The 14,198-nt window shown below is 50.7% G+C and carries 15 protein-coding genes and 1 pseudogene; 6 read left to right on the plus strand and 10 right to left on the minus strand.

What is annotated here, in order from left to right:
- Positions 1 to 289 precede the first annotated feature (289 nt).
- Both BQ5383_RS07735 and BQ5383_RS21075 read left to right on the plus strand, forming a co-directional pair.
- Positions 290 to 1,420, plus strand: coding sequence for a sodium ion-translocating decarboxylase subunit beta (locus tag BQ5383_RS07735; RefSeq protein WP_071430896.1), 1,131 nt, complete (start codon positions 290 to 292; stop codon positions 1,418 to 1,420).
- A gap of 22 nt (positions 1,421 to 1,442) precedes the next feature.
- Positions 1,443 to 1,586, plus strand: coding sequence for an OadG-related small transporter subunit (locus tag BQ5383_RS21075; protein ID WP_172724602.1), 144 nt, complete (start codon positions 1,443 to 1,445; stop codon positions 1,584 to 1,586).
- 114 nt (positions 1,587 to 1,700) lie between these two features.
- On the opposite strand, the gene BQ5383_RS07740 is transcribed toward BQ5383_RS21075, so the two are convergent.
- From BQ5383_RS07740 to BQ5383_RS07775, 7 genes are all read right to left on the minus strand, one after another.
- A complete protein-coding gene (locus BQ5383_RS07740) occupies positions 1,701 to 3,101 on the minus strand; it encodes a recombinase family protein (protein ID WP_235821958.1) in 1,401 nt (466 codons plus the stop codon).
- Between the two features lie 77 nt (positions 3,102 to 3,178).
- Positions 3,179 to 3,574 (minus strand): recombinase family protein, encoded by a 396-nt coding sequence (locus BQ5383_RS07745; protein WP_021748070.1) that lies wholly within the window; start codon positions 3,572 to 3,574, stop codon positions 3,179 to 3,181.
- Positions 3,571 to 5,178: a recombinase family protein gene (locus tag BQ5383_RS07750; RefSeq protein WP_071430901.1), complete on the minus strand. Its 1,608-nt coding sequence runs from the start codon at positions 5,176 to 5,178 to the stop codon at positions 3,571 to 3,573. The genes BQ5383_RS07745 and BQ5383_RS07750 overlap by 4 nt, the downstream gene beginning before the upstream one ends.
- Positions 5,179 to 6,885: a recombinase family protein gene (locus BQ5383_RS07755; RefSeq protein ID WP_071430903.1), complete on the minus strand. Its 1,707-nt coding sequence runs from the start codon at positions 6,883 to 6,885 to the stop codon at positions 5,179 to 5,181.
- A 15-nt stretch (positions 6,886 to 6,900) separates the two neighbouring features.
- A complete protein-coding gene (locus BQ5383_RS07760; protein WP_020989439.1) occupies positions 6,901 to 8,535 on the minus strand; it encodes a recombinase family protein in 1,635 nt (544 codons plus the stop codon).
- Positions 8,536 to 8,749: 214 nt separating this feature from the next.
- A complete protein-coding gene (locus BQ5383_RS07765; protein WP_008982978.1) occupies positions 8,750 to 8,992 on the minus strand; it encodes a DUF6870 family protein in 243 nt (80 codons plus the stop codon).
- Positions 8,993 to 9,503: 511 nt separating this feature from the next.
- Positions 9,504 to 9,986: a hypothetical protein gene (locus tag BQ5383_RS07775; RefSeq protein ID WP_005934739.1), complete on the minus strand. Its 483-nt coding sequence runs from the start codon at positions 9,984 to 9,986 to the stop codon at positions 9,504 to 9,506.
- A 253-nt stretch (positions 9,987 to 10,239) separates the two neighbouring features.
- Between BQ5383_RS07775 and BQ5383_RS07780 the strand changes: the two genes are divergently transcribed.
- From BQ5383_RS07780 to BQ5383_RS07790, 4 genes and pseudogenes are all read left to right on the plus strand, one after another.
- Positions 10,240 to 11,205, plus strand: a complete 966-nt coding sequence (locus BQ5383_RS07780; protein ID WP_083389760.1) for an IS5-like element ISBian1 family transposase — start codon at positions 10,240 to 10,242, stop codon at positions 11,203 to 11,205.
- Between the two features lie 98 nt (positions 11,206 to 11,303).
- Positions 11,304 to 11,714 (plus strand): annotated as a pseudogene (locus BQ5383_RS07785) (rRNA adenine N-6-methyltransferase family protein); the annotation flags it as partial.
- Between the two features lie 145 nt (positions 11,715 to 11,859).
- Entirely contained in the window at positions 11,860 to 12,138 is a 279-nt protein-coding gene (locus BQ5383_RS21870) for a topoisomerase C-terminal repeat-containing protein (protein ID WP_074118312.1), read from the plus strand.
- 155 nt (positions 12,139 to 12,293) lie between these two features.
- The gene (locus BQ5383_RS07790) at positions 12,294 to 12,503 is read left to right on the plus strand and encodes a peptide-binding protein (protein WP_000527317.1); all 210 of its coding nucleotides are present in this window, start codon (positions 12,294 to 12,296) and stop codon (positions 12,501 to 12,503) included.
- A 216-nt stretch (positions 12,504 to 12,719) separates the two neighbouring features.
- Here BQ5383_RS07790 and BQ5383_RS07795 read toward each other — a convergent pair whose 3' ends face one another.
- Genes BQ5383_RS07795 through BQ5383_RS07805 form a run of 3 tightly spaced genes read right to left on the minus strand, consistent with a single transcriptional unit; the run spans position 12,720 to position 13,947 of the window.
- Positions 12,720 to 12,962: a hypothetical protein gene (locus BQ5383_RS07795; protein WP_005934741.1), complete on the minus strand. Its 243-nt coding sequence runs from the start codon at positions 12,960 to 12,962 to the stop codon at positions 12,720 to 12,722.
- Complete coding sequence (locus BQ5383_RS07800) at positions 12,962 to 13,690, minus strand: ImmA/IrrE family metallo-endopeptidase (RefSeq protein ID WP_071430909.1); 729 nt, start codon at positions 13,688 to 13,690, stop codon at positions 12,962 to 12,964. The genes BQ5383_RS07795 and BQ5383_RS07800 overlap by 1 nt, the downstream gene beginning before the upstream one ends.
- Positions 13,687 to 13,947 carry a hypothetical protein gene (locus tag BQ5383_RS07805; RefSeq protein ID WP_015564532.1) on the minus strand — a complete coding sequence of 87 codons (261 nt, stop codon included), beginning with the start codon at positions 13,945 to 13,947 and terminating at the stop codon, positions 13,687 to 13,689. Before BQ5383_RS07805 ends, BQ5383_RS07800 begins: the two co-directional genes overlap by 4 nt.
- Positions 13,948 to 14,198 lie beyond the last annotated feature (251 nt).

The raw sequence follows: 14,198 nt of genomic DNA on the forward strand, positions 1-14,198 counted from the left end.
ACGGACGGGAAAGTTTGTGTTAAACTAGAGGACGGTTTTTGGAACGCCTGTCCTCAGGGCGGATAAAAGGGAGTAGCTTGCAGCCTTACACGCTGCGGCAAAGCGCGTCAGTACGGCTCATCGGCCCGCGCTTGCATGAAAAAGCAAGACTTTTATCGCAGGACCTCTCCTGCGATAAAAGTCTTTTTCTTTTCCCGTCCGGTCAGATATGTTCCTCCCCGCAGGTCCCCCAGCGCGTCAGGGGCCGGCAGGTGTTCGCCCGGCGCGCAGAAAGGAAGGAACAAGAACGATGGAAATTCTGTACGAAAACATCCTGGCCCTTGAGCCTGGTATGCTGGTAATGTGGGTCATCGGCGGCCTGCTGATCTTCCTGGCCATCCGCTTTGACATGGAACCCGCTCTGCTGCTGCCCATGGGCTTCGGCGCCATTCTGGTCAACCTGCCCTTCTCCGGCGCGGTCACTCAGATCTATGAGACCGGCGCGGAACACGGTGTGTTGGATGTGCTGTTCAGCGCCACCATGTCCAATGAGCTGCTGCCCCTGCTGCTGTTTATTGGTATCGGCGCCATGATCGATTTCGGACCGCTGCTGTCCAACCCCAAGATGCTGCTCTTCGGCGCTGCCGCCCAGTTCGGTATCTTCTTCACCATCTCCATGTGCATGCTTTTCTTCGGCGATGTCTTCACCATCACCGACGCCGCCTCGGTAGGCATCATCGGCGCCGCTGACGGTCCCACCGCCATCTTTGTGGCCAACTACTTCGATACCCCCTACAAGGGCGCGATCTTTGTGGCCGCCTACTCCTATATGGCTCTGGTGCCCATCATTCAGCCCCCTGTCATCCGGGCCATTACCACCCGCAAGGAGCGGCTGATCCGGATGAAGTACCGTCCCAGCTCCGTCTCCAAGACCACCAAGATCCTCTTCCCCATCCTCATCACTGTCATCGCCGGTCTGGTGGCTCCCCGCTCTGTCGCGCTGGTAGGCTTCCTGATGTTCGGCAACCTCATCCGTGAGTGCGGCTGCCTCAACAACCTCTCCGAAACCGCCCAGAACGCTTTGGCCAACCTCATCACCCTGCTGCTGGGCATCACCATTGCTTCCCAGATGCGGGCCGAGGACTTCCTCCAGCCTGCCACACTGGCCATTATGGGCCTGGGCCTGGTGGCCTTCATCTTCGACACCGTGGGCGGCGTCATGTTTGCCAAGCTGCTCAACCTCTTCCTCAAGGAGAAGATCAACCCCATGGTGGGCGCTACCGGTATTTCCGCCTTCCCCATGTCCGCCCGTGTTATCCACAAAATGGGCCTGAAGGAAGATCCTCAGAACTTCCTGCTGATGCACGCTGTAGGCGCCAACGTTTCCGGACAGATCGCCTCGGTCATCGCCGGCGGCCTGATTCTCAGCCTGCTGGGTTAAGTTTGGAAAGGAGCTTTTGATTATGGGATTGAATGTTGCCGGTTTTATGCAGACCCTTCCCATTATGGGCTATGGTATGCTGGGCATTTTTGTTGTGATGGTAGTCATTTACTGCTGCATCCGCCTGCTTGGGGTGCTGTTTCCTGAGAAATCAGACAAGCAGTAATCCATTTTTATCTTTGGCATAGAGGGATATTCTAAAATAAATATCCCCCCGCAAAAGCCGGGGTGCCATAAGAAAGTAATTGTGTTTTAGAGGGAATGGCATGGCCTTTCGGGGTCATGCCGTTTCCTCTTTCATCAGTTCATTCAGCGGGATAAAGCCCACAAGGTCATAAACGATGCGGATATTCTGCCGCCGCTTGCCACTGCTCTTGTCCGGGGCCTCAATGTAGATGGCCTTCACCAGCTCCCGCAGCGCGTAGGGGGTCAGCTCCCGCTCACCGGCGTACTTGTGTACCCGCTGAATAAACTGCTCTAAATTTTCAAGCTGTCGTTCCTGTACTTCGATTTCCTTCTCTAAGGTCTGCGCCTCCGCTTGCAGAGCCGCCTGCTCGTCCTCATAGGCCGCGCTCATGGTGGCATACCGCTGGTCGCTCACCTTACCGCTCACATTGTCCTCGTAAAGCCGCATGAACAGCCGGTCAAGCTCCGCCAGCCGCTTCTCGTCCTGCGCCAGCTTCTTCCGCCGTACCCGGATGGCCTCGCCGGTGGACAGCTTCAGGCGTTCCTCCATCACCGCCCGGAAGTGGGCCTCGTAGCGGCTCACATAGGAGATCACCGCCTCCATGTGCCGCCATACCAATTCCTCCAGCACCACCGCCCGGATGAAGTGGGCCGAACAGCTCCCGGTGTTGCTCCGGTAGTTGGCGCATACAAAGTGGTCTTGCCGCCTCTCAAAATAATTCGTGGTGCAGTAACGCATTTTCGCCCCGCAGTCGGCGCAGTAGACAAGGCCGGAGAATATACTGCTCTTGCCGGTTTTCGTCCGCCGGTGCCGCTGCTGGCGTATCTCCTGCACCTTGTCAAAGACTTCTGCCTCGATGATGGCCGGGTGGGTGTTGTAGAAGATGGCCTGCCTGTCCTCCGGGCTGTGCCGCTGCTTCTTGTCCCAGATAGAGTTGGTGTAGGTCTTGAAATTGACGGTGCAGCCCGTGTACTCCCGCCGCTCCAAAATGTGGACAACGGTGTTTGTATTCCAGTGGTACGGGTCGGCCCCCTCCTTGTTGGGGGTCTTGCGGCCCTGCCGCTGCTTGTAGGCCGTGGGGGTGAGTACCCTCGCTTCCGTCAGCGCCCTGGCGATCTGCATCGGCCCCCGCCCCTCCATGCAGAGGGTGAAGATACGCTTGACCACCTGTGCCGCTTCCTCGTCCACAAGCCAGCCCTTCGGGGTGTCGGGGTCTTTCTTGTAGCCGTAGGGGATATTCGTTGTCAGCGGCTCCCCGCGCTCCCCCTTGGCCTTGTTCACCGCCCGGATCTTCCGGCTGGTGTCCCGCGCGTAAAACTCGTTGAACCAGTTTTTGATTCCGGCAAAGTCGTTGTCCACGCTGTTAGGGTCGATGGTGTCGTAGTTGTCGTTGATGGCGATAAACCGCACGCCATACTTGGCAAAGGTGATGTTGGTGTACATCCCCGTCAGGGCGGAATTGCGGCCAAACCGGGACAGGTCTTCTTGTGTCAAGTAGGGACTAAAAAAATTTTGAGAATTTACAAGCCGTTCATAGGTGGACAACCACCCGTGAACGGCTTGCGTTTTCTCTATGCTCTTTTGCCGTTCTTTGTGCGACGTTTCTTATACGCCGTCTCAAACGCCTCCTTCATTGGAGTGACCGGAAGCTCGTTGTCAGGCTTGGACAGATACTCGAACCGGATGCCGTTCTCCCTGAACTTTCGCTCAAACCTTATGAAAGAGGAAGTGTCCCGGCTAATCCGTGAGGTGTCACGGGTGAGGATCGTACCGATGTCCTGACGCTTGGCTTCGTTCAGCAGGAAGTTCATGATACCTTCCGTATGGACGCCGGAGATGCCGTCTGCTGCCATCGCAGCAGCCACCTCATAGCCTTTGTCCTTCGCATAGCGTTCCAGCTCTTCCCGCTGGTCTGCTGCCGCAAGCTGATCCGCACAGGCAACGCGGATATAAAGAAATACTTTCATTTGGCTTCTCCTTCTGATGTAGTGAGGAAGTCCTTGAACTTCCAGACGATTTCTATGTTGTCAAGATCGTAAATGTAGACCGCAGAAATGAATGCGTGGGTCAGCTCATAGGTCAGAGCTTTGCAGTCGGCGTACTGTTCGCAGACCGCATCCAGCTTTTCATCTGAACAGGCGGTCTCGGAGTCAAGCTCCTTCATCCGCTCGTGACTGCGCTGGATTACTCCATCGTTTTCAGCAATCTTCACATCCGTTGCCGCCTTCTGCTGAATGTACGCCTCCTTCGTGATGCTTCCGGCTGCATACTTCTCGTAGAGCCTCAGCTTGGACGCCTTGTGCTGCTCGTTCTGCTTTTGCAGAGTGCGGATTTTATCAGCACATTCCTTGATGGCAGATTTCCGCAGATCACCGACTTCGCGGTTCTGTATTGCTTCCTTCTGTGCCAAAGCAAGAAACTGAGTAAGGGCATGGAAGACAACCTTCTCAATATCCATTTCCGGAAAGCTCCTGCCAACCGGACAGTCTGTGTTTCCGTTGTTGACCGAGTGAATGCACTGGAAGTATCGAATGCCAGCCTTGTTCTTTCGGCGTGTCATAGCACGTTTACAGTTACCGCAGCGGACGAGTCCCTTGAGCGGATAGTCATGCTGCTTGCGCGTGGGATTCTGTCCTCCACCTCGAATGACCTTCTGAGCAAGCTCAAAGTCTTCTTTGCTGATAATAGCTTCATGCGTTCCTTCTACGATAATCGGCTCATTGACAACACGCTTTTTTGAGCCGACACCGCAGGACTTCATTTTGCGGCTGACCAGTGTTCCGGTGTAAACAAGGTTTTTGAGGATGTTATAGACCATCACGGTTTCCCAACTGATTTTCTCGCTCATGTTACTGAACTTCTTCTTGTCGGGATGCTTGCTCTTGAAGTATTGCCCCGGCGTCGGGATGCCGTCATCATTCAGGCTGCGGGCGATCTGAGAGGTGTTGCTGCCTTCCAGAGCCTCGCGGAAAATACGACGGATCACATCAGCCGCCTCCGGGTCTACGGCAAGTTTGTTCCGAATGGAGGGATGCAGGACGTAGCCGTATGGAGCGTAGCCACCGACATACTTACCCTGCTTCATCATCTGGATTTTTGCCGATGTGGTCTTTACGGAGAGGTCTTTGCTGTATGCCGCATAGATGATGCTGCGCATAACCACTTCCAGACCGCCCGTTGTGCCTTTGTAATCGTCGCTGTCATAGCCGTCATTGATAGAGATAAAGCGGACGCCCATGAATGGAAAAGTGCATTCCAGATAGTTTCCCGTTTCAATGTAGTCACGAGAAAAGCGGGAAAAGTCTTTGACGCAGATCAGGTTAATCTCGCCGCGCTTGACCTTCTCCATCATCTGCGTGAACTGAGGACGGTGAAAATTCGTGCCGGTATAACCGTCATCCGCAAACTCAGACCGCTGACAGTGAGACAGCTCCGGATGATTGTCAAGAAAGCGGTTGATGAGCATACGCTGGTTGCCGATGCTGTCACTTTCCGCCTTGCTGCCATAGCCGGTATCTTCATCAGCCATTGAGAGGCGGATGTAGATGCCGATGTTGTATTCCTTGCTCATTTACATCGCCTCCTGTACTTCCTTGATACTCTGAACGGTCAGAGCGTAAATATCGCCGTATTTCATGACCAGCTCGATTGAGCCGTCCTCATGGACTTTCACAAGCTCTACGGACTCGTCAACCAACTCCTGAGAGAGCATCGTTGTACCGCTGACGGATTTCATCAGCGTGAGCCACTTATTGTCCTCGGACATTGCCTCGGCAAACTTTACCTTCCGCTGAACCGCTTCATCCAACCGCCGTGAAAGATCGGCATACTGCTCATCGTAGGCTTTCTTGGCAAAGGCGTATTCCTCTTCATCGAGAACGCCTTCCGTGAAGTCCTCATAGAGACGGGTACGCTTCTTGGAAATACCGCTGAGTTTCAGATTCAGGCTTGTAATGAGCGCATTCTGCTGATCTCGGATGCTGCGTTCACCTTCGCTGTTTCTCAGTTTGGCAAGCAACTTGTCGTAATTGAGAGCCGCCTTGACTTGAAGCTGAATCGCCGCAAGCACATCGGCTTCGAGTTTGTCCTGCCGCGTATAGTGTGGCGTACAGAGATTGCCGCGCTTGACGGATGAACTGCACTCATAGAAGGCGTACCATGCGCCGTCCTTACGCTTGTCAACGCGCTTGCGATGGAAATAGAGCTTCCTGCCGCAGTCTGCGCAGACGATTTTGTCTTCAAAGAGATTGATCAGCGTAGCGCGGATTTCCTCCGTGCGCTCCATCTTCTCAACTCTTGTCCTTGCAGCAGCGTCGCGCATTTCTCGTACCTTCTGGAAGTCCTCACGGGAGATAATCGCCTCGTGCGTATTGGGAAAGACGATCCATTCCTCGCGGTCGATATGCTGATTCCTGACGCCCTTGTAGATGGCGTTCAGCGTCCGTCCGAGAACGGTATCTCCGACGTAATGGGGATTATCCAGAATGGTAGTGAGTGAAGACTTGTTCCAAATCTTCTTTGCCGTAGCATTGCCTGTGCGGACGCCGACCTGATACTTCTGAAACTCCGGATTGGGCGCATTCATTGCATCAAGCCGGTCTGCAATCGCAGGAAGGGACAGTCCTTCAATCTTCCATTGGAAAATCTTCCGGACAATCGGCGCGGTTTCCTCATCGAAGACCATATTGCTGTGTTCCTCATCCCAGCGATAACCATACGGGAGATTGCGCTTCTTGAACTCTCCGCTTTCCATCTGTGCCTTGAGCGCGGTGGAAACCTTGCGGGAGATGTCTTTCGAGTAGAGTGTGTTGATCATGTTTTGCAGAGGGATGATGAGGCTTTCGCCGGAGCCGTCCGCATCAAAGTTATCGTAGTTTTCCTTGATGGCGATAAACCGAAGCCCGATCTGCGGAAAGACCCGTTCCAGATAGGTTCCTGCCTCGATGTAGTCTCGCCCGAACCGGCTGAGATCACGAACCACAAGGCACTTGATCCTGCCGGTGCGGATGTCGTTCATCAGACGGTTGAACTCCGGTCTATCAAAAACCGTTCCTGTTCGTCCGTTGTCCACATAGGTATCTATCAGATTCAGGTAGGGACGCTCTGCAATGTAGGACTTGCAAATCTCAATCTGATTTGCGATGACATCCACCTTTTCGGACTTGCCGCTGTTTTCAACGGAAAGACGGGCATAGATGGCTGTTGAGAAGACCTCGGAAGAAACAGGTTCGATAACCGGCTCTTCGACTGCAATTTGTTTTCTGCTTTTTCTTGCCATTTGCTCATCCCTCCCTTATACGGCAATATCCAGTTCGTCGGCATAGCCGAGAATGTATTCAAGCGTCTGCTGGTATTCGTCCCTATATTTGAAAACGATTTCGATTGCATGGTTTTCGTGAATCAGGATGCGGTCAACCAACGACATCAGCACACGGCGGTTTAGCTCTTCGACGTTTTCATACTGCTTGAAAAGCATCACCCAGTTTCGTTCAGTCGTACCGGTTGTCACCGTCTGCTTCATTTCTTTTTTAACCCGCAGAAGCGCGTCCTGCTTGCCCTCAATGATTTTGGTGTAGCTGTTGCGGAACTCGAAGTATTCCGACTTATCAATGACGCCGCCGATGAAGTTCTCGTAAAGCCCCAGCTTGAGCTTTTGGTACCGTTCAATCTCTTCCTCGATTTTGGCGATCTGAGCTTCGTAATTGAAAGCCTTACGGCTCTGAGACGGAAGCCGTTCTATCATCGCAAGCGCGTGTTCCAGATTGATGACAAGCTCGATCTGGTCATGAATGGCACGGAAGACCTTCTCTTCAACCTCTTTTGCGGCGATGCTGTGCGGGCTGCACGTCCGGCTGTGCTTATTGGTGGAGCAGACGTAGTAAATATACTTTTTCGTCTTCGACGGGACGGTCTTGCGGATCATTGGCTGCTGACAGTCTCCGCAGAACAGGAAGCCGGAAAACAGATGCGCTTCGTCCTGATCGGGCGAACAGCGCATATCGCGCTGCATCATGACCTTGACTGCCATGAAGTCCTCGTAGGACACAAGAGCTTCATGCGCATTTTCAACCTTGACCCACTCGGATTCATCCTTGCTCTTCACAACGCGGACTTTGTAGTTGGGAGTGCCGCGCTTGCCCTGAGCCAGAACGCCGATATAAACCTCGTTGGTGAGAATACGCTGGACGGCTTTGTACGTCCATTTTGCGGTATCGCCGGTTTTGAAGACGGTATCGAACTTCACACCGGCGGAATGCTTGTATTCCATTGGGGACAGGACGCCCATCTGGTTCAGACGCTTTGCAATGCGCCCAATGGAGAAACCGTCCTTGTACATGGAAAAGATCATCTGCACATATTCGCTGACCGCTTCATCCACGATGAGCTGGTTTTTGTTCTCCGGCGATTTCATGTAGCCGTAAGGCGCGAACGAGCCGACGAACTCACCGCTCTTCTGCTTGACTTCCAAACTGCTTCGGATTTTCATGGAGATGTCCTTGCAGTAAGAATCGTTAATCAGGTTTTTGAACGGGATAACAAAGGAGTCGGACTGCGGATCACCGGTCAGACTGTCATACGCATCATTGATTGCGATGAAGCGAATGCCGAGCTGCGGGAAAATCTTTTCAATGTAGCGCCCGCCGTCGATGTAGTTTCTTGAGAAGCGGCTGAGATCCTTGACCACAATGCAGTCAAGCGCACCCTTGCGGATTGCCTCTTCCAGCTTTTTGAATTGAGGACGATTGAAGGAAACGCCGCTGTACCCGTCATCCACAAACGGCTCACAGACCAGCTCCAAATCCTCATGTCTTGCGATATAGTCCTCGCAGATGGCTCTCTGGCTGGCGATGGAGTTGCTTTCAACTTTATCTCCATCCTCACGGGACAGACGGCAATAGATCGCCGTGCGGTAAACCTTGTCTGGCATAAAAATAACCTCCGTTTTTCTGTTTGGTGTGGTACATCAAATCAGAAAGACGAAGGCTTGCTTCAACTCTTATGAAGAGGAACACGAAAACGCCACATGACCATCAGGGCAAGCGGCTTAATCCGTATTCTTCTTTTTTTGACCGATTTCATTATACCACAGGCTCAATCGCTTGTCCATAGAACCGGGTGAAAAGATTCAGACTGTTCATAAATCAAAGCCCTCTCAGATAGTGTTCCAGACACTCTTCCATCGTCGTGTCCGTCTCGGCGAAGCTGATCTTCACCACTGTCTTCCCGTCCAGATAACAATAAGGATTTCTGATCTGCTTGATGAACTCCCTCAGCCTGTCCTCTCGCGGTGCCGCAGGATCAAGCCGGACGCTGCTTCTCTGAACGAGTGTGCTTCGGTCAACCGTTTTCGGGCTGACGTTTTTCATTGTTTCAATGCCCATCATATTCTAAGCACCTCCTGTTTCGTAGAACTATTCAGGACAAAAGGATATGGCAGAGCATCTTGTGAAGACACTCTGCCACATAGTTTTCATCCTGAAACTATATAGTAAGTTTCTTTTGGGTTTGTTTCGTTGTCCGGCATATTTGCAGCTCGCGCCCCTGCCAGAAGAACTTTGCAGTTCCGGGAATGCTGCGGACTACCAACGGTTAATCGGTATCATGGGACTCTCACCCCTCCGAGGATCGCTCCGAGCCGCCCATTCAAAGAAAAGACGGAAGTATCATTATACCCGGCATCTGCATCGTCGCAAGCAGCCGCACCACACGGCTGTTATAGCTCTCCGGAGGTCGCTCACTCCCTTTCGGGAGGTCTTGGCGTCGGAAGCTGTGTTGCTTCGCAGAAGCGGAAAGATCCGCAGCACTGAACTATTCAGTTTTCAAGGAGCAGTGAAGTGGTCTGATTGACCCTTTCACTTTACAACGGACATCTTTTTGCCGTTTGTTGAGTACCGCTCAAAAAATTCTTTGAAATTTTTTCTGCACCGCTGCTTTGAGGTCAAATGCAGCTCTGATGCCGATGCCTTTCCTTCGGGCAAACTCTCGAAGAGTCAGTCCTTCACGGGTCATCGCAAGATACAATTCGCGCTGCTTCTCTGTCAGAATGGAAAGAAGCTCCTTCTCTTTGAGGGCGGTGATCAGTTCCTCCATGCAGTCGCGGGAGTCTGCCAGCCATGCAGCGGACTTCACATCGTCCTCCGGCATAGCGTCAAGGGACAGCACGGTATCAGAAATTTTCTCTGCGCCGTCTTCATCCTCAGAGGTGTTGTCAGAGCCATACGAGCGTCTGATCCGCTTTTCCTCTGCGCGAAGGATTCTCATAACCTTGCGGTCAACCTCGGAAACTTCGCCGGTTCGTTTCACGCGCACCATGCACTTGCCGTCCTCCGTAGTCCATAGGTCGTAATCGAACGCGATAGGGGTCTTAGGGATTTTCATTGTTCATCCTTTCCGCTGCGCGGGAGCAGCGGGAAGGGTGAAGACAGAAAAAGAGCCGCATGACGGTGAGGTTTGAATCCCATGCCGATAAAACAGAGCAATTAAACTCTGTCTCATGCGGCATTAGGATGACTTCACCTATCAGGCGGCTCCACAGCTCAGCTATGACATATATTTTATTTTAGGGCAATACCGCACAGAAAAAAGTGCCAGATACCGCCAAGTGTGATATAATAAACCTATGGATAAACAGATGACGATTTCCGCATTCAGTGACGAATTGGCACAGGTGCGGACGAAGAAAAAGGAATTTCTCAGTCAGATTGAACGGATTGTCCCGTGGAAGGAATGGCTTGCCATGATTCAGCCGTGCTATTACAAAGGAGAGCGCGGCAACAAACCCTATCCGCTGGAGATCATGCTCCGACTGTATCTGCTGCAAAACCTCTATGACCTGAGTGATGAGGCCACAGTGGCAGAAGCCATCGACAGCCGCGCATTTTCGGAGTTCTGCGGTGTCGATTCCAGCAACCAGGTTCCGGACGGGGATACCCTTGGCCGGTTCCGGAACTTGCTGATCAAGAACGGACTGCAGGAAAAGTTGTTCGCTCAGGTGGTAGCTGCGCTCATGGAACGTGGCCTCATTCTGAAAAAGGGCACCATTGTAGATTCCACCATCATTTCCGCCCCCTCTTCTACCAAGAATAAGGAAAAGAAACGGGATCCGGATGCCCATCAGGTCAAGAAGGGCAACACCTGGCACTTTGGGTACAAAGCACATATCGGCGTGGACAAGGACAGCGGACTGGTTCACACAGTGGAAGCCACACCGGCAAATGTCCACGACGTTGCGGAAGTGCCGAAATTGTTGACGGGAGAGGAAGAAACAGTCTATGGAGACAGCGGTTATCTCGGCGCAGGTAAGCGCGAAGATGCCGTAGTCCGAAACAAAGCTGGCCGGAAAATCAAGTACAAGATCAATCGTCGTCCATCGCAGATGAAGAAACTGAGCAAAAGCGGACAGTACGCAGCAAAGAAAGCGGAACGGGCGAAATCTTCCGTCCGGGCAAAAGTAGAGCATGTATTCGGTGTCGTTAAGAAGCAGCTGCGTTTTCGAAAAACACGATACCGAGGGCTTGAAAAGCAGCAAGCCAAATTCAATATCATGTTTGCGTTAGCAAATCTGATTCTGGCTGACAGACCCTGTCTGGCAGCTTGAGTTAGTGCGCCTTTGCGGACAAAAACTTCCGAGGTTATCCACAGTTTTTACTTGGCACCTGTTGTATAATGCGGATTGTGGCATTTATGCGGTATTGCCTTAAAAAAGTGGTTTTTGAAAGCCATGCGTCTGACATCTATCTGATTGTTGAAGAAGGATTCTACAAGCGTACCTTGGATATTCACCGAACACTAGGGTTGCTCTTGCACACTCAAGTCTCGATTCAGCAATTGCTTAAGCTGCCAGCGGAATGCTTTCATCCTAAACCAAAAGTAAACAGTGTCTTAATAAAACTTACCCGCCATACCACAGATGTTCCAGATAAATATTGGAAGCTATATACGTACTTTGTTTCAAAATGGGTCAATCGAGAATATCGTCAACTGTTTACTAAAAATCAGTTTCATCAAGCAATGAAACACGCCAAAGTAAACAATTTAAGTACCGTTACTTATGAGCAAGTATTGTCTATTTTTAATAGTTATCTATTATTTAACGGGAGGAAATAATTCTATGAGTCGCTTTTGTAAATTTGGAAAGTTACACGTTACTAAAGGGAATGTAGATAAATTATTAGGTATACTACTGACAGCTTCCAAGGAGCTAAAGAGGTCCCTAGCGCCTACGGGGAATTTGTATCGATAAGGGGTACAAATTCCCACTAAGCGCTCGGGACCCCTTGTAGGAAAATGTCCTAAGTGTGGCAACAATATTGTATTAAAAAAATCGTTTTATGGTTGTTCAAATTATCCTGAATGTACCTTCACTTTAGCTGAACATTTTAGAAAGAAAAAACTCACCAAAACAAATGTAAAAGAATTACTAGAGGGAAAAGAAACCCTGGTAAAAGGAATCAAAACGAAAGATAGAAAGTCCTACAATGCCGTTGTAAAAATCGGAGAAAAGGGATATATTGATTTTATCTATGTATGAGAACGTATTTTTTGAAATGCTTGAGCGAATCATTCAATTAGAAAACGAAAAAGAATAGAATCACAAATCACAAGTGATTAATCACAAATCACTTGTGATTTGTGATTGTTGATGATAAAATAAGAGTAAGAAGAAATAGAAAGAAGTGAGTGGTTGTGGGAAATTTAGGCGCACAAAAAGCAAAACGAAATGATACACCAATCAGTGCAAAAAAAGATATTATGGGGGATAAGACGGTTCGTGTTCGTGCTGACTTGCACCATATTATAAAAATCGAAACAGCAAAGAATGGCGGAAACGTAAAAGAAGTTATGGATAAAGCCTTAGAAGAATATATTCGGAAATATTTACCTGACAAACTTTAAAAGGAGTGAAAATGAAATGGCAGTTACTTATGAAAAAACATTTGAAATAGAGATCATTAACGAANTGACAGACCCTGTCTGGCAGCTTGAGTTAGTGCGCCTTTGCGGACAAAAACTTCCGAGGTTATCCACAGTTTTTACTTGGCACCTGTTGTATAATGCGGATTGTGGCATTTATGCGGTATTGCCTTAGAACAGAGGCTTGTCCTCCGGTTCTTACTTGGTACGCGGTCGCAGTCTTCTCATATTCAGCACATCAAAGACTGTGATCCGCCCGCATTTCTTGCACTTGGATTCTACATGACCCCTCGTGTCCTCGTAGACAGCAATGGCATTATGCTGACAATAGGGACATTTCAGGTATCGGGGCTTCTGCTGGGAAATGGCAACTCTTGCCCTGCGGATTTTTTCGATCAGCTCCGGCGTCGGTTCCTGAACCCGAATGGATGCTCTCTTCATTACCACACCTCCAATGGGTCAACATACTCACTGAATGGACGATCTACCATGTAGCCGAGCTGACGAAGGCGGATAGACGCCGTTGTCTTGGAGACACCGAACAACCGGCAGAAAAGGCGCAGCGTTAAGTGATCACCATACGAATACCTCCCCTCGTAATTGATCAGCGGCGTTTCTACAAACCGACGCATTGCCAGGTCAACCTCTTTTTGAGGAAGCAGGATCGCCGCGCCCAAGACATTTGCTTGCCACTCGTTCCAGTCCTCGCGGGTTTTCAGCTCTCGCGGCGTATAGGCTGTCCGTGCGGAATATTTCATTTCGCAGGACGCCTTTACCTCTTCCGATTCCAGTTGGAAGAGAATCTGATGGGCGCACTCGTGGGCAAGGGTAAATCTGCGCTTGGCGCAGAGCCGCTGCACGTTGCCGGATCGAATGAAGCTCTCGTCCAAGATGACCTGATTACGCTTCAAAGCCAGTGTGCGCGTAATACCAAGTTCCGTGATCTTGTACTCAGTGTCGGCATAGGCAGTGACACCGCAGATGCTTCCGTCCGGCGAGAGACGGGCGAATGATACGCGAAGACCGAGATAGTTCTTTGCAAACTGATCAATGGGTGTTGGCAAAGCTGATCGGTCGGGCTTGTCCGCCTCATCCCCGAAAAAGAACCGGTTGAAGTCCTTTGTTGTTGAGGCTGCAATTTCTTCAAGTTGTCGCTGGGATAAAATCATGAGCAGTTGTCCTCCTTTGCTTCGACAAACCACTTGTCTCCTTCGTGGAAAAGAAACGATTCCTTTCCGCGAATCTGAACTGTGTAACGGATGCCTCCGCCCCCAACCTTTTTGGATGTGGCGCGGCATTTGTAAAGAATCTGGTCGATTTGAAAGATTACACCGTTGTCCCACCAGATAAGGCGAGGGAGGATTGCCCCTTCCTTGTCCACATCCAGCGTAACCGGAACGTATGCCTTTCTGTACTGTGTAGCCATTTGCGTTTCTCACTCCTGTTCCCTCATACCGGTGTATGCCGGTACGGATGATCTTCGGCAGCGTAAATGCCTGTCCATTTGAACTGCTCAAAAGATGTAACTTTTTCGTGTACAACTACTCATGCCCCTTGACATGATGAGCAATTCAGGATATACTATGAGTAGTTGGATTGCTCAGTCATTATTATACGCACTTCAAGTGCCTTTGTCAATAGACTTGCGCAATTTGATGTCGCAAACTTTTTGTGAAC

This window comes from Angelakisella massiliensis, from assembly GCF_900104675.1.
Lineage (GTDB): Bacteria > Bacillota > Clostridia > Oscillospirales > Ruminococcaceae > Angelakisella > Angelakisella massiliensis.

What these genes read in the sequence shown, in the direction of transcription:
- BQ5383_RS07735 (WP_071430896.1), top strand. Translation starts at nt 290, where the DNA reads ATGGAAATTCTGTACGAAAACATCCTGGCCCTTGAGCCTGGTATGCTG.
- BQ5383_RS21075 (WP_172724602.1), top strand. Translation starts at nt 1,443, where the DNA reads ATGGGATTGAATGTTGCCGGTTTTATGCAGACCCTTCCCATTATGGGC.
- BQ5383_RS07745 (WP_021748070.1), bottom strand. Translation starts at nt 3,574, where the DNA reads ATGAAAGTATTTCTTTATATCCGCGTTGCCTGTGCGGATCAGCTTGCG.
- BQ5383_RS07750 (WP_071430901.1), bottom strand. Translation starts at nt 5,178, where the DNA reads ATGAGCAAGGAATACAACATCGGCATCTACATCCGCCTCTCAATGGCT.
- BQ5383_RS07755 (WP_071430903.1), bottom strand. Translation starts at nt 6,885, where the DNA reads ATGGCAAGAAAAAGCAGAAAACAAATTGCAGTCGAAGAGCCGGTTATC.
- BQ5383_RS07760 (WP_020989439.1), bottom strand. Translation starts at nt 8,535, where the DNA reads ATGCCAGACAAGGTTTACCGCACGGCGATCTATTGCCGTCTGTCCCGT.
- BQ5383_RS07765 (WP_008982978.1), bottom strand. Translation starts at nt 8,992, where the DNA reads ATGATGGGCATTGAAACAATGAAAAACGTCAGCCCGAAAACGGTTGAC.
- BQ5383_RS07775 (WP_005934739.1), bottom strand. Translation starts at nt 9,986, where the DNA reads ATGAAAATCCCTAAGACCCCTATCGCGTTCGATTACGACCTATGGACT.
- BQ5383_RS07780 (WP_083389760.1), top strand. Translation starts at nt 10,240, where the DNA reads ATGACGATTTCCGCATTCAGTGACGAATTGGCACAGGTGCGGACGAAG.
- BQ5383_RS07795 (WP_005934741.1), bottom strand. Translation starts at nt 12,962, where the DNA reads ATGAAGAGAGCATCCATTCGGGTTCAGGAACCGACGCCGGAGCTGATC.
- BQ5383_RS07800 (WP_071430909.1), bottom strand. Translation starts at nt 13,690, where the DNA reads ATGATTTTATCCCAGCGACAACTTGAAGAAATTGCAGCCTCAACAACA.
- BQ5383_RS07805 (WP_015564532.1), bottom strand. Translation starts at nt 13,947, where the DNA reads ATGGCTACACAGTACAGAAAGGCATACGTTCCGGTTACGCTGGATGTG.